The sequence below is a fragment of the Streptacidiphilus jeojiensis genome (genome assembly GCF_042510965.1).
In the GTDB taxonomy this organism is placed as follows: Bacteria; Actinomycetota; Actinomycetes; order Streptomycetales; family Streptomycetaceae; genus Streptacidiphilus; species Streptacidiphilus jeojiensis.
This window is the reverse complement of the sequence record NZ_JBEUKS010000019.1, coordinates 69,826-92,671: the sequence shown is the minus strand read 5'-3', so window position 1 is coordinate 92,671 and position 22,846 is coordinate 69,826. Positions and strand designations below refer to the sequence as shown.

General features: G+C 71.6%; 19 protein-coding genes and 1 pseudogene. 5 read left to right on the top strand and 15 right to left on the bottom strand.

What is annotated here, in order from left to right; translation table 11 throughout:
* The first annotated feature begins 49 nt into the window (after positions 1 to 49).
* Positions 50 to 1,594, top strand: a complete 1,545-nt coding sequence (locus ABUW04_RS36590; protein ID WP_030263175.1) for an MFS transporter — start codon at positions 50 to 52, stop codon at positions 1,592 to 1,594.
* 79 nt (positions 1,595 to 1,673) lie between these two features.
* On the opposite strand, the gene ABUW04_RS36585 is transcribed toward ABUW04_RS36590, so the two are convergent.
* The 9 genes from ABUW04_RS36585 to ABUW04_RS36545 all read right to left on the bottom strand — a co-directional run bounded on the left by ABUW04_RS36585 (position 1,674) and on the right by ABUW04_RS36545 (position 12,960).
* A complete protein-coding gene (locus ABUW04_RS36585; protein WP_380522512.1) occupies positions 1,674 to 2,543 on the bottom strand; it encodes a CDP-alcohol phosphatidyltransferase family protein in 870 nt (289 codons plus the stop codon).
* Positions 2,530 to 3,183 (bottom strand): phosphatidylserine decarboxylase, encoded by a 654-nt coding sequence (locus tag ABUW04_RS36580; protein WP_030263166.1) that lies wholly within the window; start codon positions 3,181 to 3,183, stop codon positions 2,530 to 2,532. Before ABUW04_RS36580 ends, ABUW04_RS36585 begins: the two co-directional genes overlap by 14 nt.
* Positions 3,184 to 3,608: 425 nt before the next feature.
* Positions 3,609 to 4,820: an acyl-CoA dehydrogenase family protein gene (locus ABUW04_RS36575; RefSeq protein ID WP_380568668.1), complete on the bottom strand. Its 1,212-nt coding sequence runs from the start codon at positions 4,818 to 4,820 to the stop codon at positions 3,609 to 3,611.
* 131 nt (positions 4,821 to 4,951) lie between these two features.
* Positions 4,952 to 5,455, bottom strand: a complete 504-nt coding sequence (locus ABUW04_RS36570; protein ID WP_380568666.1) for a MaoC family dehydratase — start codon at positions 5,453 to 5,455, stop codon at positions 4,952 to 4,954.
* Between the two features lie 4 nt (positions 5,456 to 5,459).
* Positions 5,460 to 6,428 carry an HpcH/HpaI aldolase/citrate lyase family protein gene (locus ABUW04_RS36565; RefSeq protein ID WP_030263157.1) on the bottom strand — a complete coding sequence of 323 codons (969 nt, stop codon included), beginning with the start codon at positions 6,426 to 6,428 and terminating at the stop codon, positions 5,460 to 5,462.
* On the bottom strand, positions 6,425 to 8,455 hold the full coding sequence (locus tag ABUW04_RS36560) for a protein meaA (protein WP_380568664.1): 2,031 nt from the start codon (positions 8,453 to 8,455) through the stop codon (positions 6,425 to 6,427). Before ABUW04_RS36560 ends, ABUW04_RS36565 begins: the two co-directional genes overlap by 4 nt.
* Positions 8,456 to 8,459: 4 nt before the next feature.
* Positions 8,460 to 9,797 (bottom strand): crotonyl-CoA carboxylase/reductase, encoded by a 1,338-nt coding sequence (ccrA, locus tag ABUW04_RS36555; RefSeq protein ID WP_380568663.1) that lies wholly within the window; start codon positions 9,795 to 9,797, stop codon positions 8,460 to 8,462.
* A gap of 395 nt (positions 9,798 to 10,192) precedes the next feature.
* Positions 10,193 to 11,056: a TetR family transcriptional regulator gene (locus ABUW04_RS36550; protein WP_030263147.1), complete on the bottom strand. Its 864-nt coding sequence runs from the start codon at positions 11,054 to 11,056 to the stop codon at positions 10,193 to 10,195.
* Between the two features lie 77 nt (positions 11,057 to 11,133).
* On the bottom strand, positions 11,134 to 12,960 hold the full coding sequence (locus tag ABUW04_RS36545; protein WP_380568662.1) for a 3-hydroxyacyl-CoA dehydrogenase family protein: 1,827 nt from the start codon (positions 12,958 to 12,960) through the stop codon (positions 11,134 to 11,136).
* 316 nt (positions 12,961 to 13,276) lie between these two features.
* Here ABUW04_RS36545 and ABUW04_RS36540 point away from each other — a divergent pair, with 316 nt between their 5' ends.
* Positions 13,277 to 14,383: a DUF4037 domain-containing protein gene (locus tag ABUW04_RS36540; protein WP_380568661.1), complete on the top strand. Its 1,107-nt coding sequence runs from the start codon at positions 13,277 to 13,279 to the stop codon at positions 14,381 to 14,383.
* 7 nt (positions 14,384 to 14,390) lie between these two features.
* On the opposite strand, the gene ABUW04_RS36535 is transcribed toward ABUW04_RS36540, so the two are convergent.
* Together ABUW04_RS36535 and ABUW04_RS36530 are read right to left on the bottom strand one after the other, a co-directional pair.
* Entirely contained in the window at positions 14,391 to 14,936 is a 546-nt protein-coding gene (locus tag ABUW04_RS36535; protein WP_380568712.1) for an NUDIX hydrolase, read from the bottom strand.
* 372 nt (positions 14,937 to 15,308) lie between these two features.
* Positions 15,309 to 15,746: pseudogene (locus tag ABUW04_RS36530) on the bottom strand (class I SAM-dependent methyltransferase); the annotation flags it as partial.
* Positions 15,747 to 15,869: 123 nt separating this feature from the next.
* On the opposite strand from ABUW04_RS36530, the gene ABUW04_RS36525 reads away from it, so the two are divergent.
* Entirely contained in the window at positions 15,870 to 16,310 is a 441-nt protein-coding gene (locus ABUW04_RS36525; protein WP_380568660.1) for an SRPBCC family protein, read from the top strand.
* Between the two features lie 43 nt (positions 16,311 to 16,353).
* Here ABUW04_RS36525 and ABUW04_RS36520 read toward each other — a convergent pair whose 3' ends face one another.
* Together ABUW04_RS36520 and ABUW04_RS36515 are read right to left on the bottom strand one after the other, a co-directional pair.
* On the bottom strand, positions 16,354 to 17,742 hold the full coding sequence (locus ABUW04_RS36520) for a GntP family permease (protein WP_380568658.1): 1,389 nt from the start codon (positions 17,740 to 17,742) through the stop codon (positions 16,354 to 16,356).
* Between the two features lie 55 nt (positions 17,743 to 17,797).
* Positions 17,798 to 18,301 (bottom strand): gluconokinase, encoded by a 504-nt coding sequence (locus ABUW04_RS36515; RefSeq protein WP_380568657.1) that lies wholly within the window; start codon positions 18,299 to 18,301, stop codon positions 17,798 to 17,800.
* A 96-nt stretch (positions 18,302 to 18,397) separates the two neighbouring features.
* Between ABUW04_RS36515 and ABUW04_RS36510 the strand changes: the two genes are divergently transcribed.
* Complete coding sequence (locus ABUW04_RS36510) at positions 18,398 to 19,102, top strand: FadR/GntR family transcriptional regulator (RefSeq protein ID WP_030263123.1); 705 nt, start codon at positions 18,398 to 18,400, stop codon at positions 19,100 to 19,102.
* 49 nt (positions 19,103 to 19,151) lie between these two features.
* Here the strand turns inward: ABUW04_RS36510 and ABUW04_RS36505 are convergent, their stop codons facing one another.
* Both ABUW04_RS36505 and ABUW04_RS36500 read right to left on the bottom strand, forming a co-directional pair.
* Positions 19,152 to 20,168: a hydroxyacid dehydrogenase gene (locus ABUW04_RS36505; RefSeq protein ID WP_380568656.1), complete on the bottom strand. Its 1,017-nt coding sequence runs from the start codon at positions 20,166 to 20,168 to the stop codon at positions 19,152 to 19,154.
* A complete protein-coding gene (locus tag ABUW04_RS36500; protein ID WP_380568655.1) occupies positions 20,165 to 21,301 on the bottom strand; it encodes a substrate-binding domain-containing protein in 1,137 nt (378 codons plus the stop codon). Before ABUW04_RS36500 ends, ABUW04_RS36505 begins: the two co-directional genes overlap by 4 nt.
* Positions 21,302 to 21,458: 157 nt before the next feature.
* Here ABUW04_RS36500 and ABUW04_RS36495 point away from each other — a divergent pair, with 157 nt between their 5' ends.
* A complete protein-coding gene (locus ABUW04_RS36495) occupies positions 21,459 to 22,823 on the top strand; it encodes an ABC transporter substrate-binding protein (RefSeq protein WP_380568654.1) in 1,365 nt (454 codons plus the stop codon).
* Positions 22,824 to 22,846 lie beyond the last annotated feature (23 nt).

The following is a 22,846-nucleotide window of genomic DNA, read 5'->3' as shown; positions in this document are numbered from 1 at the left end:
GCGGGCCACTGGCTGGGGAATCGGGTGCCCGGGAGCCGATGCTGTTCGCATGCGTAAGTGGATCCCCCTGACCGCCATCTGCCTCGGCACCTTCATGCTGCTGGTCGATGTCAGCATCGTGAATGTCGCCCTGCCCGACATGGCCTCCGACCTGCACTCCTCCTTCACCTCCCTGCAGTGGGTGGTGGACATGTACGCGCTGGTGCTCGCCGCCCTGCTGATGGTCGTCGGCGCGCTCGGCGACCGCCTCGGCCACCGCAGGCTCTACCTGGTCGGCCTGGTGGTCTTCGCCGTCGCCTCGCTGGCCTGCGGCCTGGCGCCGAACGCGGCCACCCTGATCGCGGCCCGCGCCGCCCAGGGCATCGGCGGCGCCGCGATGCTGACCTCCACCACCTCGCTGCTCAACGCCGCCTACCAGGGCCGCGACCGGGGCACCGCCTTCGGCATCTGGGGCGCCGTCAGCGGCGGCGCCGCGGCCGTGGGCCCGGTCCTCGGCGGTGTGCTCACCGACCAGATCGACTGGCGCGCGATCTTCTACGTCAATCTGCCGATCGCGGCGCTGGCCGTCGTGATGACCCTGCGTCATCTGAAGAACGATCAGGGGCACGGCCGGGGCCGGCTCGACTACGCCGGTGCCGTCGCCTTCACCGCCTTCTCCGGCGCGCTGGTCTACGCCCTGATCGAGGGCGCGGACCAGGGCTGGGGCAGCGGCACCGTGCTGACCTGGCTCGGCGTGGCCGTGCTGGCGCTGGTCGGCTTCGTACTGGTGGAACTGCGGGTCGCCGACCCGCTGCTGGACCTGTCGCTGCTGCGCAACCGCAGCTTCGTCGGACTGACCCTGGCCGCGCTGCTGGTGAACGCCGCCGCCTTCGCCCACCTCACCTACACCGGCATCTGGATGCAGTCGGTGCTGGGTCTCAGCCCGATCCAGGCCGGCCTGGCGATCTGCCCGTTGGCCCTGGCCGCCTTCGTGGTCTCCGGCAACAACGCCCGGATCTTCCACAAGGCGCCGCCGCAGGTTCCGGTCGGCCTGGGGCTGGTCCTGGTCGGCGCCGGCGCGCTGCTGATGACGCTGGTCTCGCCCGGGTCCTCGTGGACCGCCACCCTGCCCGGCCTGATCGTCAGCGGCCTCGGCGTCGGCGCGGCCATGCCGGTGATGATGTCCGCCGCCCTGGGCAGCGTTCCGCGCGAGCGGGTCGGCATGGCCAGCGGCGTGGTCAACACCGGCCGCCAGCTCGGCTACGCGCTGGGCATCGCGGTCCTCGGCACGATCTTCGCCAACCGGATCCAGACCTTCGTCGCGGACAACAGCCACCTGGCGGACCCGCACGCGGCGGCCTCCGCGCTCAGCGGCGGCCGGGCCCAGGCCGTCCTGGCCGCGGTGCCCGCGGACCAGCGGGACACCGTGCAGGGGCTGGTGCACTCGGCCTTCGCCACCGGCCTGGACCGGGTCTACCTGGTCGCCGGCGTCACCGGCGTCGTCGCGGGGCTGCTGGTGCTCGCGCTGGTCCGGCGCGGCGCGCCGGCGCCCTGGGAGCAGAAGCCGCAGCCGGCGGCCGCCCAGGCCGCCCCGGAGCCGACCCAGGTGCCCTGACGGCCCGTTCCCGGCCGCCCCACGCCGAAGCCCCCGTGTCCGCTGCGAGCGGTCACGGGGGCTTCGGCGTGAAAGGACGTCAGCTGGTACGGGACTCCGCACGGCGGGCCCGGACGTCGCCGACCTTGCGGCGGATCACCATCAGCGGCGCCATCAGCGCCAGCGTGACCTGGAGCGTCGCGCCGATCTTGAGCAGCGTCTCGCCGCCCGGCACGCCGGTGGCCCAGGCCGCCAGGCAGCCCATGCTGACCACGATCCAGCACAGCGTCGCCGTCGCCAGAACCCCGTGCGGCTTGGGGTACTCCACCCGGCTCACCATCAGCCCGGCGACCGCGACGATGCCCAGCACGGCCAGCACGAACGGCGGGTTGAGCAGCACGATGGAGATCACCGTCAGCGCCCCCATCGGGCACGGCATGCCCTGGAACACCCCGGGCCGCATCGTGGTGCAGGAGAACCGGGCCAGCCTGAGTACCACGGCGAGGAGCACCAGGATGGCGATGCCCGCGGACACCCGCTGGTGCGCCCCGTCCGAGACCATGCCCCAGACCACGACGAAGTAGGCCGGCGCGATGCCGAAGCTGATCAGGTCGGCCAGGTTGTCCAGCTCGGCGCCCAGCGCGGAGGAGCGCAGCTTGCGCGCCACCAGGCCGTCGAACAGGTCGCACATCGAGCCGATCAGCAGCAGGGTCACCGCGGTGGCCGCGCTGCGCCGGTCCCCGGAGGTGGCCACCCCGGTCAGGTGCGGGATCAGCACCCCGGTGGTGGTGCAGTAGACCGCCAGGAAGCCGCAGACGGCGTTGCCGAGGGTGAACATGTCCGCGGTGGACAGGTGCTGCGGCGAACGGGGCGCGCGCAGCTCGCGGTCGCGCATCCAGCGCAGCCTGCGGGCCGCGCCGTCGCGGTCGTCGTCGGACTCCTGGAGGGTCTCGGGGTCAGTCACGGTCAAGGCGAGTCACCCCAGCCGTGGTCTTCTGGCCGACCTGCACCCCGGGCTCGACGCCGGCGGGCAGGTAGGTGTCGACCCGCGAGCCGAAGCGGATCAGACCGATCCGCTCGCCCTGCTCGACCTTGGTGCCGGCCGGCAGGTAGGGGACGATCCGGCGCGCGACGGCCCCGGCGATCTGGACCATCTCGATGTCGCCGAGCTCGGTGTCGAAGTGCCACACGACCCGCTCGTTGCGGTCGCTGTCCTTGTTGAACGCCGGGACGAACCCGCCGGCCACATGCTCGACCGAGGTGACCGTGCCGGGCAGCGGTGCGCGGTTGACGTGCACATTGAGCGGGCTCATGAAGACCGCCACCCGGGTGCGGCCGTCGGGCCAGGCGTCGATGCTCTGCACCACGCCGTCGGCGGGGGAGATCACCCGACCCTGGCCGATGGTGCGCTCGGGGTCGCGGAAGAACCACAGCATCCCCGCGCTGAGCGCGGAGGCCGGTACTGCCGCCAGGGCCCACTTGCCGCTGCGCCGGGTGAGGGCGGTGCAGGCGGCGGCGGTGAGGACCGTGGGGGCAAGCCAGGGCGAGCAGCCACGTGCAAGCGTGACACGGGGACGGCTCGCGGATCGGTGGGACGGACTGAGGGGCATCGAAGACCTTTGTCGCGGGGGCCCGGGAACGGTATGGACGCCGAGGGTACCGGCGTACGGTGACCGCGCGAGGGGCCGCGTAATCGAGGGGTTCGGGGACGTATCTGTCCAGGGGTGGATGCTATCGGCAGCAGACGGTCACTAGGCAACCTCCAGGAGGCAGGGAACGTCTCCACGCCTCGCCCCTTACTACGAACGTAGAGCTGTCGACCCCCCTGGGCCAAGCGTTTCACCGGATCGGTGACAACTCTCTCAGGAATGGTCAGGGGCTTGTCGGGGGCAACAGGGGGCGTGCGAAGCATCCCCGCGCGCGGGGCCGATCGGGGTGCCGGAGCACGTACTCCGGAGTATCGAAGGCAGAACGGGGAAAACGGCCGGAACTCGGTGGTTCCGGCCGATAATCGTCCCTTGTGACGGAGCCCGTCTCACTCACCGAGACGGTAGTCCTCCAGCAGTCGGCGGCCAATGATCATTTTCTGGATCTCCGCCGTTCCCTCACCGATGAGCAGCATCGGCGCCTCCCGGTAGAGGCGCTCGATCTCGTACTCCTTGGAGAAGCCGTAGCCGCCGTGGATCCGGAAGGAGTCCTCGACCACCTCCTTGCAGTACTCGGAGGCCAGGTACTTCGCCATGCCGGCCTCCAGGTCGTTGCGCTTCCCGGAGTCCTTCTTGCGGGCGGCCATCACCATCATCTGGTGCGCGGCCTCGACCTTGGTGGCCATCTCCGACAGCTTGAACTGGATCGCCTGGTGCTCGGCGATCTTCTTGCCGAAGGTGCTGCGCTGCTGGGCGTAGCGGATGCCCAGCTCGAAGGCGCGCTGGGCGACCCCGCAGCCGCGGGCGGCGACATTGACCCGGCCCACCTCGACCCCGTCCATCATCTGGTAGAAGCCGCGGCCCGAAGTCCCGCCGAGGACCATGTCCGCCGGGATGCGGACGTCCTCCAGGATCATCTCGGTGGTGTCGACGCCCTTGTAGCCCATCTTGTCGATCTTGCCGGGGATGGTGAGCCCCGGGACGCTCTCGTTCGGGCCGAAGCCCGGCGTCTTCTCGATCAGGAAGGTGGTCATCGACTTGTGCGGCGCGGTGCCCTCGGGGTGTCCCTCGTCGGTCCGGCAGAGCACCGCGACCAGGGTGGAGGTGCCGCCGTTGGTCAGCCACATCTTCTGGCCGTTGATGACGTAGTCGTCGCCGTCCCTGACGCCCTTGGTGCGGATCGCGCCCACGTCCGACCCGAGGCCGGGCTCCGACATCGAGAAGGCGCCGCGGACCTCGCCGGTGGCCATCCGGGGCAGGAAGTGGTCCTTCTGCGCCTGGGTGCCGTGCTGGGCGATCATGTACGCCACGATGAAGTGGGTGTTGACGATGCCGGACACCGACATCCAGCCGCGCGCGATCTCCTCCACCACCAGGGCGTAGGTCAGCAGCGACTCGCCGAGCCCGCCGTACTCCTCCGGGATCATGAGCCCGAAAAGGCCCATCTCCTTCATCCCCTCGACGATGGCGGCGGGGTACTCGTCCCTGTGCTCCAGCTCGGTGGCGACCGGAATGATCTCCTTGTCGACAAAGCTCCGAACAGTGCTGAGGATGTCCTGCTGGATCTCGGTGAGGCCTTCGGTCTGGGCGAGGCGTCCCATGGCTGGCTCCTGAAAAGGTGATGAGGGGGGTAGGTGCCCCGCGGCCGTGGCAGCAGCCGCAGGACACCTGGTCTTTTGTTTTTAGGGGCGCGGGGAACTGCGCGAACAGCAACCGTCTACGGTCCGCACCGTCACGACAGAGGCTCAGGCCGTCCCGCCTGATCCCCACCCCGCTCCTTCACATACGTCTCCGTGGGAACCATCACCTTGCGCCGGAACACACACACCACGGTGCCGTCCTGCTTGTACCCCTTGGTCTCCACGTACACGATCCCCCGGTCGCTCTTGGACTTCGAGGGAGTCTTGTCCAGGACAAGCGTTTCGCCGTAGATGGTGTCCCCGTGGAACGTCGGCGCGATGTGCTTCAGCGACTCGACCTCCAGGTTGGCAATCGCCTTGCCGGAGACGTCCGGCACCGACATCCCCAGCAGCAGCGAGTAGATGTAGTTGCCGACCACCACGTTCTTCCCGAAGTCCGTGGTCCTCTCGGCGTAGTTGCTGTCCAGGTGCAGCGGGTGGTGGTTCATGGTCAGCAGGCAGAAGAGGTGGTCGTCGTACTCGGTGACGGTCTTCCCGGGCCAGTGCTTGTAGACCGCGCCGACCTCGAACTCCTCAAAGGTGCGTCCGAACTGCATGGCCTCAGCCCTCCGGAATCTCGAACTTGGTGGTCCGCTGCATCCCCGCCGCACGGCCCTTCCCGGAGATGACCAGCGCCATCTTCCGGCTGGCCTCGTCGATCATCTCGTCGCCGAGCATCGCCGAGCCCTTCCTGCCGCCGGCCTCGGACGTGCACCAGTCGTAGGCGTCCAGGATCAGCTCGGCGTGGTCGTAGTCCTCCTGGCTGGGCGAGAAGACCTCGTTGGCGGCCTCGACCTGGCCCGGGTGCAGCACCCACTTGCCGTCGAAGCCCAGCGCGGCCGCCCGCCCGGCGACCTCGCGGTAGCCGTCGACATTGCGGATCTGCAGGTAGGGGCCGTCGATGGCCTGCAGGTCGTTGGCGCGGGCCGCCATCAGGATGCGCATCAGGATGTAGTGGTAGGCGTCCGCGCCGTAGCCGGGCGGCTGCTCGCCGACGACCAGGGTCTTCATGTTGATGGAGGCCATGAAGTCGGCCGGGCCGAAGATGATGGTCTCCAGCCGCGGCGAGGCTTCCGCGATGGCGTCCACGTTGATCAGGCCCTTGGCGTTCTCGATCTGCGCCTCGATGCCGATCTTCCCGACCTCGAAGCCCATGGTCTTCTCGATCTGGGTGAGCAGCAGGTCCAGCGCGACCACCTGCTGGGCGTCCTGGACCTTGGGCAGCATGATGCAGTCCAGGTTCTGGCCGGCGCCCTCGACGACGGTCACCACGTCGCGGTAGGTCCAGTGGGTGGTCCAGTCGTTGACCCGGACCACCCGGGTCTTCCCGGTCCAGTCGCCCTGGTTCAGCGCGTCCACGATGGTGTGCCGGGCGCCCTCCTTGGCCAGCGGCGCGCAGGCGTCCTCCAGGTCCAGGAAGACCTGGTCGGCGGGCAGGCCCTGGGCCTTCTCCAGGAAGCGCGGGTTGCTGCCCGGGACGGCCAGGCAGGAGCGGCGGGGACGGAGGCGGTTCGCCGAAGAAGAAGTCATGCGGTGAGGGTCTCTTCCTTGAGGTCCGAGAACGGGGGCAGTCCGTGTGCGCGACGGATCTCGTCGACAATACGGCCGATGATGTGCGTGATTCCGAAGTCCTTGGGCGTGAAGACGGCGGCGACGCCCTGCGCCAGCAGGTCCTGCTCGTCCGCCGCCGGGATGATCCCGCCGACGATCACCGGCACGTCCTCCACCCCGGCCCGGCGCAGCCGCCGCAGCACGTCCGGGACCAGCTCGGCGTGCGCGCCGGAGAGGATCGACAGGCCGACGCAGTGGACGTCCTCGGCCACCGCCGCCGAGGTGATCTGTTCGGGCGTCAGTCGGATGCCCTGGTAGACCACCTCGAAGCCGGCGTCGCGGGCTCGTACCGCGATCTGCTCGGCGCCGTTGGAGTGGCCGTCCAGGCCGGGCTTGCCGACCAGCAGCCGCAGCCTGCCCGAGCCGAGCTGCTCGGCGGTGACCCGCACCGCCTCGCGGACCGCCAGCAGTTCCGCGCCGCTCTCGCCCTCCACCGACCCGGTGATCGGGGCGCCGCCGACGCCGGTGGGGGCGCGGTACTCGCCGAAGACCTCGCGCAGCGCGAAGGCCCACTCCCCGGTGGTCACCCCGGCCCGGACGCAGGCGAGGGTGGCCGGCATCAGGTTCTCCTCGGTGCCGGCCCGGCGCTTCAACTCGGCCAGGGCGGCGACCGCCGCGTCCTCGTCGCGCTCCTTGCGCCACTGCGCGAAGGCCTCCACCACGGCCCGCTCGGAGTCCGGGTCGACCTGCATGATCGCGGTGTCCAAGTCGGCGGTGAGCGGGCTGGGTTCGGTGGTCTCGAAGCAGTTGACGCCGACGACCTTGTCCTCGCCGGACTCGATCCTGGCCCGGCGCTCCGCGTGCGAGCCGACCAGCGCCGCCTTGAGGTAGCCGGACTCCACGGCGGGGGTGACCCCGCCCATGCCCAGCACCTTGTCGATCTCGGCGGTCGCGCCCTCGACCAGTTCCTGCACCTTGGCCTCGACCACATGGCTGCCGTCGAACAGGTCGCCGTACTCCAGCAGGTCCGACTCGTAGGCCAGCACCTGCTGGATCCGCAGCGACCACTGCTGGTCCCAGGGCCTGGGCAGGCCCAGCGCCTCGTTCCAGGCCGGGAGTTGGACGGCGCGGGCGCGGGCGTCCTTGGACAGCGTCACGGCCAGCATCTCCAGCACGATCCGCTGGACGTTGTTCTCCGGCTGAGCTTCCGTCAGACCCAGTGAGTTGACCTGGACCCCGTACCGGAAGCGGCGCTGCTTGGGGTCCTGGATGCCGTAGCGCTCGCGGGTGACGGTGTCCCAGATCCGGCCGAAGGCACGGAGCTTGCACATCTCCTCGACGAAGCGGACGCCGGCGTTGACGAAGAAGGAGATCCGGGCGACCACCTCGCCCATCTGCTCCGGCGCTACCTGCCCGCCGTCCCGCACCGCGTCCAGCACCGCGATGGCGGTGCACATCGCGAACGCCAACTCCTGGACCGGGGTGGCCCCGGCCTCCTGGAGGTGGTAGCTGCAGATGTTGATGGGGTTCCACTTGGGGATGTTCGCCACGGTGTAGGCGATCATGTCGGTGGTCAGCCGGATGCTGGGCCCGGGCGGGAAGACGTGCGTCCCGCGGGACAGGTACTCCTTGATGATGTCGTTCTGGGTGGTGCCGGTGAGCTTGGCGATGTCCGCGCCCTGCTCCTCCGCGACGACCTGGTACATCGCCAGCAGCCACATGGCGGTGGCGTTGATCGTCATGGAGGTGTTGGTGCGCTCCAGCGGGATGCCGTCGAACAGCGCCCGCATGTCGCCGACGTGGCCGACCGGAACCCCGACCCGGCCGACCTCGCCCTTGGCCAGCACGTGGTCCGGGTCGTAGCCGGTCTGCGTCGGCAGGTCGAAGGCGACGGAGAGGCCGGTCTGACCCTTCGCCAGGTTCTTGCGGTACAGCTCGTTCGACGCGGTGGCGGAGGAGTGCCCCGCGTAGGTCCGCATCAGCCAGGGGCGGTCTCGCTGGGTCATGGGGTCACTCGCCCCGGAAGCGGTTGATGGCAGGCAGGTGCTTCTCCCGCAGCTCCTCGTCGCGGACGCCCATGCCCTCGCTCGGGGCCAGGCAGAGCACGCCGACCTTGCCCTGGTGCTTGTTGTGGTGGACGTCCAGCGCCGCCTGGCCGGTCTCCTCCAGGGTGTAGGTCTTCGACAGGGTCGGGTGGATCTTCCCCTTGGCGATCAGCCGGTTCGCCTCCCATGCCTCGCGGTAGTTGGCGAAGTGCGAGCCGATGATGCGCTTCAGCGACATCCAGAGGTAGCGATTGTCGTACTGGTGCATATAGCCACTTGTCGACGCACAGGTGACGATGGTGCCGCCCTTGCGGGTCACGTAGACGCTGGCGCCGAAGGTCTCCCGGCCCGGGTGCTCGAAGACGATGTCGACGTCCTCACCGCCCGTCAGTTCGCGGATCCGGCCGCCGAACCGCTTCCACTCCCGCGGGTCCTGGTTGTTCTCGTCCTTCCAGAACCGGTAGCCCTCGGCGCTGCGGTCGATGATCGCCTCGGCGCCCATCGCCCGGCAGATGTCGGCCTTGGCGTCGTTGGAGACCACGCAGATCGGCGTCGCACCGCCGGCCAGCGCGTACTGGGTGGCGTAGGAGCCGAGGCCGCCGCTGGCGCCCCAGATCAGCACGTTGTCCCCCTGCTTCATCCCGGCGCCGTTGCGGGAGACCAACTGCCGGTAGGCGGTGGAGTTCACCAGGCCGGGGGAGGCGGCCTCCTCCCAGGTGAGGTGGGCCGGCTTGGGCATCAGCTGGTTGGACTTGACCAGGGCGATCTCGGCCAGGCCGCCGAAGTTGGTCTCGAAGCCCCAGATCCGCTGCTCCGGGTCGAGCATGGTGTCGTTGTGGCCGTCCGCGCTCTCCAGCTCGACGCTCAGGCAGTGCGCGACCACCTCGTCGCCGGGCTTCCAGGCGTGCACCCCGGGGCCGGTGCGCAGCACCACGCCCGCCAGGTCCGAACCCAGCACGTGGTACGGCAGGTTGTGGCGCGCGGTCTCCGGCGAGAGCCTGCCGTAGCGCTCCAGGAAGGAGAAGGTGGAGACCGGCTCGTAGATGGAGCTCCACACGGTGTTGTAGTTCACCGCGCTGGCCATCACCGCGACCAGGGCCTCGCCCGGGCCGAGTTCGGGGACGGCGATCTCGTCCAGGTGCAGCGACTTGCGCGGGTCCTTGTCGCGGCTGTCCTGGCCGGCGAACATCTGCTCCTCGTCCTTGTGGAGCGTGATCGCCCGGTAGGACTCCGGCACGTCGAGCGCGGCGAAATCGGCCGGGCTCGCATCACCGCTGGTGATCGCTTCGAGAATGCTTTTCATGGCTGGAGCCTTCATGGTTGCCTCCGGCGGCTTCCCCGCTTGAGGGGTGCGGGGACGTCTGTTGGGGGTACCGGGAACGGACACCGGTGATGAGGGGGGTACTGCTGGGCTGGGCTTCAGTCGTGTGCTGGTGGGGCTGCTGCCGACCGCCCGTGCAGGGGTGTCGCCCGGGCCCTGGGCATGGCGCGCCAGGGTGGGGAGCCGCGGCGCCGCGACCAGTGAGTAACAAGGTACTGGCACCCTGTGCCACCCGTAAAGACACTGCGTGCCACCAATATGGACTCAGGACACGTGAGCGTCATCACGTGGCAACACATACCCCAGGGCATGCACCAGGCCCCTCCGGCGCGCCGGGAGGGGCCTGACGATTCCGCTCTGACCTGCGGTTACGTCCCCTACTTGGCCCCGAGTGCGGCCCGGATGCTCTGCAGCACCTCGTCCAGCGGCGCGTCGGTACGGGCCACGGTGATCAGCACCTCACCCGAAGGGGTGGCACTCACGGCGCTCTCCACGGCGCTGCTCAGCGTCTCCGTGACGCCCTTGGTGGCACTGGGTGCCAGCTGCGATGCCCCGGCCGAGGGGGCGTTCCCCCAGAAGGTCCGCCGGATCACCTCGAAGGCATGGTCCAGCTGCGGTTCGACCTCGCCCCGGCCGCCGGAGCGCAGCCAGCGGCGCAGCACGTGGTTGTGCGCGGCGACCACGGCCGCCGCCGACACCTCGGCCAGCATCGCGTCGTCGCCGACGCCCCGCTCCCAGCCGCCGGAGGCCTGCCCGGCGGTGTCGAAGCGCCCCAGCAGGTAGCGGGTGAACAGCCGCTCGTACCGGGCCACCACCGCGATCTCCCGCTCGCGCAGCGTCGGCACCTGCCGGATCAGCCGGTACCGGGCCACCGAGACGCCGGGGGTCGCCGCGTACATCCGCAGCACCTCCTTGATGCCGCGGCAGACCACGTCCAGCGGGTGCTCCGCCGGGTCGGCGCCGGCCAGCAGGTCGGCCACCCGGACCAGGGTGTCGTCGTGGTCCGGGAAGATCGCCTCCTCCTTGGACCGGAAGTAGCGGAAGAAGGTGCGCCTGGCCACGCCGGCGGCGGCGGCGATCTGATCGACCGTCGTCTCCTCGTAGCCCTGGTTGGCGAACAGTTCCATCGCCGCCGCCGCCAGGTCCTGGCGCATCTGCTGCCGCTGTGCCGTCACCCGGCGCGGAACGCCGTTGGCCTGGTCGACCGCCGTTGCCGTTGCGCCGTTCTCTGCCCCGCTCATGACCGGAACGCTACACGCCGCGGCCCCCCGCACGGGCACCCTCGGCGCCCTGGTCATGCGTCCCCTCAGCGGCGCTGTCACCGGCGGGCGTGGTCGCGGAAGCCGCGCCCGGTCTTGCGGCCCAGGCAACCGGCGGCCACCAGGTGCTCCAGCAGCGGCGCCGGAGCCAGTCCCGGCTCGCGGAACTCGCCGTGCAGCACCTTCTCGATCGTCAGCGAGACGTCCAGGCCGACCACGTCCAGCAGGGCGAACGGGCCCATCGGGTAGCCGCAGCCCAGCCTCATCGCGGTGTCGACGTCGTCGACCGAGGCGTAGTGCTCCTCGATCATCCGCACCGCGTCGTTGAGGTAGGGGAAGAGCAGCGCGTTGACGATGAAGCCGGCCCGGTCGCCGCACGCCACCGGGTGCTTGCGCACCGCCGTGCACAGCTCCAGCACGGTGGCGGTGACGTCGGGCGCGGTCAGCACCGTGCTGACCACCTCGACCAGGCGCATAGCCGGGGCCGGGTTGAAGAAGTGCATCCCCACCACGTCCTGCGGGCGCCCGGTCGCCATCGCGCACTGGATCACCGGCAGGCTGGAGGTGGTGGTCGCCAGCACCGCGCCGGGCCGGCAGATCTTGTCCAGGGTGGTGAACAGCTCCTGCTTCACCGCCAGGTCCTCGGCGACGGCCTCCAGCACCAGGTCGGCGGAGGCCAGGTCCTCCAGCGAACCCGAGGCGGTGACCCGTGCCAGCGCCGCGTCCCGGTCGGCCTCGCCGAGGCGTCCCTTGGCCACCATCCGCTCCAGCGACTTCGCCAGCGCGGCCCTGGCCCGGTCCGCCTTCTCCTGGCTGCGGGCGACCAGGGTGACGTCGTAGCCGGCCTTGGCGAAGACCTCGGCGATCCCGGTCGCCATCGTGCCCGAGCCGCAGACGCCGACGCTGCGGACCTGACGTCCCGGCACCGCGACGGCCCCGCCGTCCACCGGCTGGTCCGGCACCGGCTGGGAGGAGCCCGGCGCTGCGTAGCTGTAGAAGCCGCGGCCGGTCTTCCGTCCCAGCAGCCCGGCCGCCACCAGCTGGCCCAGCACCGGCGCGGGCGCGTGCAGCCGGTCGTGCGACTGCGCGTACATCGCCTCCAGCACGGTCTTGGCGACGTCGACGCCGATCAGGTCGAGCAGCGCCAGCGGCCCCATCGGCAGCCCGCAGCCCAGCCGCATGGCCGCGTCGATGTCCTCCCGGGTGGCGTAGCGCGACTCGTACATCGCCGCCGCCTGGTTGAGGTAGGCGAACAGCAGACCGTTGACGATGAAGCCGGGACGGTCGCCCGCGGCGACCGGGGACTTGCCCAGCCCCCGGGTGAACCCGGCCGCGGCCTCGGCCACCTCGGCGCTGGTCAGCACCGTGCGGACGACCTCGACCAGCTGCATCACCGGCGCCGGGTTGAAGAAGTGCAGCCCGATCACCCGCTCGGGCCGCTGGGTCGCCGCGGCGATCCGGGTCACCGACAGCGCGGTGGTGCCGGTCGCCAGCACCGTCCCAGCCGGGCAGATCCGGTCCAGTTCGGCGAACAGCTCACGCTTGGAGTCCAGCTGCTCGGGGATCTCCTCGATCACCAGCTGCGCCTCGGCGGCGGCGTTGAGGTCGTGGCCGACGCTGATCCGTCCGAGCAGCTCGGCGCGTTCGTCGGCGGTGATCCGGCCGCGCTCCACGGAGTGCGCGGTCGACTCCTCGATCCGGCGCAGCGCGGCGTCGGCAGCGGTGGCGTCCAGCTCGACGCCGATCACCCGGCGGCCGCTGCGGGCGGTGATCTCGGCGATCCCGGCCCCCATGGTGCCGAGGCCGACGACGGCCACGACGGGGAAGACGTCCAGGTCAGCGCTGTGCTCGGGGGCGGGCTCTGGGGTGGGCTCAGTCAGGGTCATGGCTGGGTACTCCTCGGGGAGCGTTGCGCCCGTCGCGTCGCTCGGACGGTCCACGCAACAAATGATGAGGGGGGAGTGGTGCTGACGCACGGCGCGACTGAGGTCACCGTGGGAAGAGGCACTGCCGGATCCACAGATGTGACGGCATGCCAGAAGGAAACAACCGACCCGTCGCTGCGGCTCCCGGCGCGGACTGGGGCGGTGCGGACACTGTAGCCGGGTTACCCGGAAGTAGGAAGGGGGAAGCCCGGCGACTCCGCCGCGGCGGGGAGAAACCCACATGCGGACGGCCCGGGCAGCGCTTACGCTCCCGCCCATGACTGCGACCTTCCTGCCGGGGCTGGAGCTGTGCGGAATCCTCTACCGGGAGGCGGTCCGTCCGCTGCTGGACGAGGTGTACCCGGGGATGCCTTACGCGGCGGCCCGGATCGGGTCGGGGTCGGAGGTGCTGGGCTACGACACGGAGCGCTCGGCCGACCATGATTGGGGCCCGCGGCTGCAACTGCTGCTCCGTCCGGAGGACGCAGCAGCGCACGGCGCCGCCCTGCGCCGGATGTTCGCGGAGCGGCTGCCCGAGGAGGTCCGCGGATGGCCGACCAACTTCGCCCCGCCGGGCGAACGGGTGCAGGTCATGACACCGACCACCGGGTCGGTGAACCACCGCATCGATGTCGCCGGGACCGCGGACTGGCTGTCCGGCGCACTGGGCTTCGACCCGCTCGACCACCGGCCCGGCCTGCTCGACTGGCTGGCCGTCCCCGGCCAGCGCCTGCTGGAGGTCACCGCGGGCGCCGTCTACCACGACGGCCTCGGCCGGCTCACCGACGCCCGCGCCGCTCTCGCCTGGTACCCGGACCAGGTCTGGCGCTATCTGCTGGCCTGCCAGTGGCAGCGGATCTCCCAGGAGGAGGCCTTCGTCGGCCGGGCCGCGGAGGTCGGCGACGAGCTGGGCAGCCGGGTGGTCGCGGCACGGCTCGCCCGGGAGGTCGTCCGGCTGTGCCTGCTGCTGGCGCGCCGGTACGCCCCCTACAGCAAGTGGCTGGGCACGGCCTTCGCCCGGCTGCCGGAGGCGGCGCCGATCGCGGCGGCGCTGCGCACCGCACTCGGGGCCGACGCACCGTCGGACCGGCAGCGGGCGGTGGCCGAGGCCGCCGCTCTGGCGGGCGCCTGGCAGAACCGGCTCGCCCTCTGCGCCACCGTCGACCCCTCGGTCCGCCGCTACCACGGCCGCCCGTTCCCGGTCGTCCACGCCGAACGCTTCACCGCGGCCCTGCTGGAGACGGTGGACGACCCGGCAGTACGGGCCCTGCCGCTGGCCGGCGGGATCGACCAGTTCGTCGACAGCACCGACGCGCTCGGCGACCTGGGCGCCTGCCGCAGGCTGACCCGGGCGGCGCTGCGGCTGGACCAGGACCGGGCCTGAGCGGTCGTCAGCCGGCGGGTTCCGCGTCGCGCCAGGCGGTCAGCCGCCGCCAGGCGTCCAGACCGTCCGGAACCCAGGCCCATTCACTGAGGCGGGACGCGAGTTCGTCCTCGGTCAGGAAGGTGTGCCAGGCGACCTCCTCCTGCTGCGGGGCGACCGCCGTCGGGGTCCTGGTCTCGTAGACGGCGGACCACCAGGTGTGTTCCGGCGACTCGTAGAGGAAGCGGAACAGCGGGACCGGGGAGAGGCCGGAGACGCCCAGCTCCTCCTCGGCCTCCCGCTTCGCCGCCTCGTCGTAGCTCTCGCCGGCGCCGACGACGCCGCCCACGAACATGTCGTGCATCGAGGGGAAGACCAGCTTCTCCGCGGTACGGCGGTGCACGAAGATCCGGTCGTCGGCGTCCCTGACGAGGATGAAGACACAGCGGTGGCGCAGCCGCTTCGCAGTGGCCTCGCCGCGCGGGGCCCGGCCGATCACGTTGTCCTCGGCGTCGACGATGTCCAGGATCTCGTCGGTGCTGAGCGGGTTCCCCGCCCTGCGGGCCGTGGCCAGCACCGCGACGGCGGGCAGGGCGACCTGGCCCGGGGTTCCCTGCGCGAACGGTGCGACCAGCGCGTCGTAGCGCTGTTTGATCCCGGCGACCACGCCGTTCGGCAGGCGGGCGATGAGCGAGCCGGTCAGCGGGGTCCCGGCGACCACGGCGGCCCACCAGGCGTCCGGGTCCACCTGATGGGCCCACTCCACCCGCCGGGACCGCTCGTCGACGAATCCGGCGGTGGCGAGCAGGTCGCCGAAAGCGGCGGCACGGTCGGTCGCCCCCGCCAGGAAGAGCCCCGAGGAGGGCAGGTCGTCCGGCTGCGGGATGCCCGCGGCGGCGACGGCCTCCCCGAAGACCGCGGTGGCGCGCATCGCCTCCCGCTCCCAGCAGGTCAGCGCGATCCGGCCGCCCGGCCGCAGCACCCGCTGCAGCTCGGCCAGCCCGGCCGCCGCGTCGCCCAGGTGGTTGATCACGAAGTTCCCCACCACCGCGTCGAACGAGGCGTCCGCGAAGGGGAGGTCGGGGAGGACCGCGGTGCGCACCTCCGCACCGGGGCAGGTGGCCGCCGCCAGCGCGACCATCTCCGCGGAGGCGTCCACTGCCGTGACCACCGCGCCGCGCGCCAGCGCCGCCGCCGCGACGATGCCTGGCCCGGTGCCGACGTCCAGCACCGCGGTGCCGGAGCCAACCTCCGCCGCGTCCAGCAGCGGTTCCACGGTGTGGGCGGTCAGCCGGGCGAAGCCGCGCTGGTAGGCATCGCTCCGGCCGACCCAGCCCGACCGTTCGAAGGCGTCAAAAGCGGCCGCGTCCCAGGTGGTCGTCATGGCGGACATCATCGCAGCACGCCCGACGGCCGCGGCAGGGCCGCCCCGGTTTGGACGGCGGGCCGCGCGATGGTTGTCTTTCCGGGTAAGCAGGAACGCACAGTGAGCTTGAGGAGTACAACCATGGGCCAGGTCTACGCGGTCACCGAGCGGGTGCTGGACGCGTCGCCGGAGCGGGTCTTCGACGTGCTGGCCGACTACCAGTCGTCCCGAGGGGCGATCCTCCCGGCCCAGTTCAGTGAGTACGAGGTACGCGAGGGCGGCAAGGGCGCGGGCACGGTTGTGCACTGGAAGCTGCAGGCGACCGAGAAGCGGGTGCGCGACTGCCTGTTCACCGTCACCGAGCCCACACCGGGTCAGCTGGTGGAGACGGACGCCAACTCCAGCATGGTGGTCACCTGGACGGTCACCCCGGCCGGCGAGGGCAAGGCCAAGGTCGTCGTCGAGACGACTTGGGCCGGCGCGAGCGGGGTCGGCGGCTTCTTCGAGCGGACCTTCGCGCCTAAGGGCCTGAACCGGATCAACAACGAGGTCCTGGAGCGCCTGGCGTCCTCCGTCGGCTGACCGGCCGTGCAGCGGGAGCCCGGGCCGGGCTCCCGTCACCGCGTCAGACCAGCAGGCTCAGCGGCATGATCAGGGCTATCGCCAGCACCGAGATCAGCGTCTCCATCGCCGACCAGGACTTGAGGGTCTGACCCACGCTCATCCCGAAGTACTCCTTCACCAGCCAGAAGCCGGCGTCGTTGACGTGCGAGAAGAACAGCGATCCGGCGCCGATGGCGAGTACCAGCAGCGAGGTGTGGGCGGTGCTCATACCGGTCGCCAGCGGGGCGACGATCCCGGCGGCGGTGATGGTGGCGACCGTGGCGGAGCCGGTGGCGACCCGGATCAGGACCGCGATCAGCCAGCCGAGCAGCAGCGCCGAGATGTGCAGATGGGTCGCCCAGCTGCTGACCACATTGCCGACGCCCACGTCCACCAGGGTCTGCTTGAAGCCGCCGCCGGCGCCGACGATGAAGACGATCCCGGCGATCGGGCCGAGTGCGGCCGCCGCGGTGGCTGAGATCCGGCCCCGGTCGAAGCCGGCCGCGCGGCCCAGGGTGACCATCGCCACGAGCACCGCCAGCAGCAGCGCGATCAGCGGGGACCCGACGAAGTCGAGGATGCGCTGCGGGGTGGCGGTGGGGTTGTCGACGGTGATGTCGACCAGGGCCTTGCCCAGCATCAGCACGACCGGCAGCAGGATGGTGCCGAGGGTCGCGCCGAAGCCCGGCCTGCGGCGGTCCACCTGTTCGGCCTCCGCCTCGCCCTGGTCCGCCGCCGGCAGCTCCAGCGGGCCGACCCAGCGCTCGGCGACGCGGGCGAACAGCGGGCCCGCGACGACCAGGGTGGGCACGGCGACCAGCAGGCCGAGGGCCAGCGTCACACCGAGGTTGGCGTGCAGCGCCGACACGGCGACCAGCGGGCCGGGGTGCGGCGGGATGAGTCCGTGCAGGACCGAGAGCCCGGCCAGCGCGGGGATGCCGACCCGCAGCAGCGGGAGGTTTCCGCGCCGGGCGACCAGCACCACGATCGGGACCAGCAGCACCACGCCGATCTCAAAGAACAGCGGGAGCCCGAGCACGGCCGCGATCAGCCCCATCGCCCAGGGCATCGAGCGCGGGCCGGAACGGGCCAGCACCGTGTCCGCGATGATGTCCGCGCCGCCCGAGTCGGCGAGCAGCTTGCCCAGCATCGCGCCGAGTCCGATGAGCAGCCCCACGCTGGTGACGGTCGCGCCGAAGCCGGTCGAGAAGCTGTTCATCAGCTTGTCGAAGGGGACGCCGGCGACGGCCGCCAGCACGCCCGAGCCCAGGGTGAGGGCGAGGAAGGGGTGCAGCTTGAGCCAGCTGATAAGAGCCACGATCACGGCGATGCCGAGCAGCATGGCGGTGACCAGTCGGGCGTCGCTGCCGCTGTGGGGGAGGGCCGCGTCGGCGGCCAGCAGGAGGGTCACGCGTTGTCTCCGTTGACAAGGGTGCGGGGTGGGAAGGGGGCCGGTCGGGGGCTGCTCAGGAGGCGGTGAGCAGGCGGACCGCCGCGTCGACGAGCTGGTCGGGGGTCGGTCCGACGTCCAGGACGGCGCCCTGCTCGTCCGCGGCGAGCGGTTCGAGCGTGGAGTACTGGGAGTCGAGCAGCGAGGCCGGCATGAAATGGCCGGTGCGGTGGCCGATCCGGTCGGCGACCAGGTCATGGGCGCCGGCCAGGTGCAGGAACCAGATGTCCGGGCAGGCGGCGCGCAGGGTGTCGCGGTAGCGGCGCTTGAGCGCGGAACAGGTGACCACGCCGCCGACACCGGCGACGTTCTGCTGCTGCAGCCAGGCCCCGATGGCTTCGAGCCAGGGTTGGCGGTCGGCGTCGTCGAGCGGCGTCCCGGCCGACATCTTGGCGATGTTGGCGGGCGGGTGGAAGTCGTCGGCCTCCGCGTAGGGGAGGCCGACGCGTTCGGCGAGCAGCCGGGCGACGGTGGTCTTGCCGACACCGGAGACGCCCATGACGACGACGTTGTAAGCCATGGGAGGACTATGACTCCAAAGGTATGACTTATTCAAGTGGATGAGATTCAATCGTCATACGAGTGTGTTCCCCGCGGGTCCGGATAGCCTGACCCCATGGAGATCCAGGGCCTGCACGGCCGCCTGCTCGCGGACCTCGGGCCTGCCATCGCCTCCGGTGAGATCCCGGAGGGCACGGTGCTGCGCAGCGAGGAGCTGGAGGCGCGCTACGGGGTGTCCCGGACCGTGGTCCGGGAGGCCGTCCGGGTGCTGGAGGCGATGCGGCTGGTCGCCTCGCGCCGCCGGGTCGGCACCACGGTGCAGCCGCGCGAGGCCTGGGACGTGTTCGACCCGCTGGTGATCCGCTGGCGGCTGGCCGGTGCGGACCGGGCGGCGCAGCTGAGCTCGCTGGGCGGGCTGCGGATCGCGGTGGAGCCGGTGGCCGCGGCGCTGGCGGCGGCGCAGGCGTCCGAGGACCACTGCCGCGAGCTGAGCGCCCTCGCGGTGGAGCTGACGGTCACCGCCCGGAGCGGGGACCTGCAGGAGTTCCTGCGGCATGACATCGCGTTCCACGCACTGGTGCTGCGCGCCTCCGGCAACGAGATGTTCGCCCACCTGGCCGACGCGGTGGGGGCGGTGCTCACCGGGCGCACCGAGCACGAGCTGATGCCGCACCACCCGGCCCGCTACGCGGTGGCGCTGCACCGCGAGGTCGCCGAGGCGGTCTGCGCGCAGGACGCCGCGGCTGCGGAGCGGGCGATGCGGGCGATCGTGACCGGGGCCCTGGAGGAGCTGGCGCCGACCCTGGCCGAGCAGGCCTGACGGCCCTTCGGGTCAGTCCCTCGGGCCAGCCCCTCAGCCCCTCAGCCCCTCAGGCCGTCCGGTCCCAGGCGTCCGGGTGGACCGGGTCGACGAAGGGCGCACCCCTGGTCCAGCGCTCCAGCTCGTCCAGGGCGAAGTCGGCCATCCGGTGCAGCTCGCCACCCATGGAGCCGGCGATGTGCGGGGTGAGCAGCACGTTCGGCAGGTCGTAGAGGGGTGAGCCGGACGGCAGCAGGTCCGGGGTGGTCACGTCCAGCACCGCGTTCAGCCGGCCGGAGACCAGTTCCCGTTCCAGGGCCGGCTGGTCGACCAGTGCGCCGCGGGCGGTGTTGATCAGCGTCGCCCCGTCCGGCATCGAGCCGAGCAGGGACCGCGACACCAGGCCCTCGGTGCTGCGCAGCCAGGGCGCGTGCACGCTCACCACGTCGCTGCTGCCGAACAGCTCGGGCAGCGGCACCAGCCGGGCCCCGAGCCGTGACGCCTCGTCAGGGTCCAGGAACGGGTCGCTGAGCAGCACCTCCAGGTCGAAGGGGCGCAGCAGTTCGACGACCCGGCGGCCGATCCTGGACGCGCCGACGATGCCGATCCGGCGGCGGTAGTTGCCGGCCCCCGCGAGCCGGACGTGCCAGTCGGTGGCGCGCTCGCGGGTCCTGCGGTAGCCGTCCCGGGTGGCCAGCACCTGCTTGTTGCTGAACAGGATGGCGGCCAGGGTGTACTCGGCGACCGGCACCGCGTTGGCCCCCGCGGCCGAGGTGATCTGCAGCCCGCGGCGCCAGCAGGCCTCCGTCACATGGTTCTTGACGGTCCCTGCGGTGTGCACCACGGCTCGCAGCCGGGGGGCGTGGTGGAGCAGTGCCTCGTCCAGCAGCGGGCAGCCCCAGCCGGTGACCAGGACCTCCACGCCGGCCAGCACGGAACGGGCGCGGGGCGAGTCGAACTCGTCCAGCACCAGGTCGGGGTCGGGGCCCAGGTCGACCAGGCCGTTCAGGCGTCGCCTGGCCCCGGCGTCGAAGAGGACCGGGGCGACGGCGGGCCGCATGGCCAGGGCGGCGAGCGGTCGGCTCATACGGCGGCCGCCGCAGCGCTCGCCCCGGACCCTGCCGCCGTGACCGCCTCGGCTCCCGGCGGTGCCCCGGTGGAGTCCCGGACCAGCAGCCGGGGCTGCAGCACGGTCTGCCGGACCGGGAGGTCGGTCGGGCTGCCCAGCCGGTCCAGCAGCGCCGCGGCCGCGGTGCGGCCGACCTCGAACTTGGGCGGTGCCACCGCGCTCAGCGGCACCTCGGCCAGGGCGGCGACCTCGTCGTCGTAGGCGATCAGCGAGAGGTCCTCGGGGACCCGCACCCCGAGCGACCGCAGCCGCTGGACCAGCAGGATCGCCTCCTGGTCGGAGTGGACCAGGACGGCGGTGGCGGCCGAGGCGCGGCAGTCGCGGACGAAGGCGTCCACCGCGGCGATGCGGTCGGCGCCCTCCTCGGCGATGTGCCGCGGCGCCGACGGGTCCAGCTCCAGCAGCCGCACCGCCTCGGCATGACCCTCCGTCACCGGGCGGGCGGTGGGCGTGGACACGGTGAACAGGGCGACCCGGCGGTGGCCAAGACCGGCCAGGTACTCCACCGCGCGGTAGGCGCCCTGGCGGTGGTCGCTGAGCACGCACTCGGCGTGGTCGAAGGCGGCCGCCGAGCGCCGCTCGACCAGTACGTGGGGCAGGCCCGAGCCGTCCAGCAACTCCCGTACCGGGGCCGGGATCACCGGGCCGCCGGCGCTGGTGACCAGCAGCCCGTCGCAGCCGGAGCGGATCAGGTCGCGGAGCTGGTCCAGGTCGCGGCCGGGGTCGTAGTCGGTGACGCCGAGGACCAGTCGGGCCCCGGCGCGGGCGATGGCGCTGCGCGCCCCCCTGAGCACCTCGGGGTAGTAGTACGTGGCCGAGGGCACCAGCATGCCGACGACGGCGCCCTCGGCCGGCATCGCCGGCTCGGTCGCCTCGGCGCCGGCGGGATCCACCGCAGCTGATCCGGATCCGCCGGGCAGCACGGCGCCACCCCGGACCCTGGTCAACTGCCCCTGCTGCTCCATGAGTTCGAGATCCCTGCGGACAGTGCCGTCGGACACCCCGAGGCCGTTGACCACGTCGGCGACCCGGACCGCCCCGTGGGTGCGCAGCTGCTCCAGTACGTAGTCATGCCGCTGTTGTGCGAGCACGTTCCCTCCATCCCGTCCGGGACCGATCCTGCTCGTTCCCTGCCTGAACTGCTGCCCCGTTACGGAAAATAGCAGATTCTTGGGTTTCTTGGTTGAAGCTGTTGACGCATTGCGGATTGCTGGGCATCGTGAGCGGCTACTCGAGGGGAGAGAGCCGATGCACACCAGGGACACGCCGCCGGACACGCCACCGGACGCGTCACAGCGGACGTCCGCAGCCCGCCGTCTCGCCGGGGCGCTGCTGGCCGTCTGCTGCCTGCTGCTCACCGCCTGCGGATCCGGGTCCGGTGCCGCGAGCGCGGGCGCTAACCGTCCGACCACCATCAGCTACTGGACCTGGCTCGGCGGAATGCAGCAGGTCGTCGACCGCTTCAACGCCACCCACAGCGATGTCCGGGTCGTGCTCAGCAAGATCCCGGCCGGCACCTCCGGCGGCTACTCCAAGATGTTCACCGCCGTCCGGGCGGGCAACGCGCCGGACGCCGCCACCGTGGAGTACCCGGAGCTCCCCGCCTTCGCCACCCAGGGCGCGATCCAGGACCTGACCCCCTACGGCGGCGCCGACCTGGAGTCCAGGTACCCGGCCTGGGTCTGGGGCATGGTCGACCAGGGCGGCAAGGTCTGGGGCCTGCCCCGCGACATCGCCCCGATGGTGCTCTACTACCGCACCGACCTGCTGGCGAAGTACGGCCTCACCGTCCCCACCACCTGGGCGCAGTACGCGGCGGACGCGAAGGCGATCCACCGGCAGAACCCCAAGGCGGTCATCGGCGCCTTCTCCACCAGTGACAGCGCGCTGCTCGCCGGACTCGCCTGGCAGGCCGGGGCCCAGTGGTTCAGCACCCCCGGCGACGCCTGGAAGGTCTCCACCCAGGACCCGGCCAGCGACCGGGTGGCCGCCTTCTGGCAGCCGCTGGTCAGCGGCGGCCTGGTCGCCAACGAGCCCGCGTACGCCCAGCAGTGGACCGCCGACCTGCAGGCCGGGAACCTGGTCACGGCCATCGGCGGGCCCTGGAGCGCGGCCTACCTGCAGCGGCTGGCTCCCAAGGAGGCCGGGAAGTGGGCGGTGGCGCCGATGCCGCAGTGGCCCGGGCAGCCGGCCGGCGACGGCACCAACGGCGGTTCCACCATGGTGATGCTCAAGGGCAGCAAGCACCCGGCGCAGGTCATGGAGTTCCTGGACTGGGTGTCCAACAGCCCCGACTCCATCAAGGCCGTCGAACCGGTCAGCCCGGGGGCCTACCCGGCGGCGCTGGCCAGCATCCCGGTCGCCAAGCAGGTCTTCGACAGCACCCAGACCTACTACACCGGCACCTCCCTCTTCGACGTCGCCGCGCGGGCCAGCCAGACCGTCGGCACCGCCTGGCAGTGGGGACCCGACATGGCCCAGTCGCTCAGCGACCTCAACGACGCGCTGGCAGGGTCGATGACCGCACCTGGCGGACTGCGCTCGGCGCTGGACTCCTGGGAGCGGACCACCCGCGCCGACCTGCGCGAACGAGGCATGAACGTCAGCGATTGAGCCCCCGCCCACCCGCGCGCCCC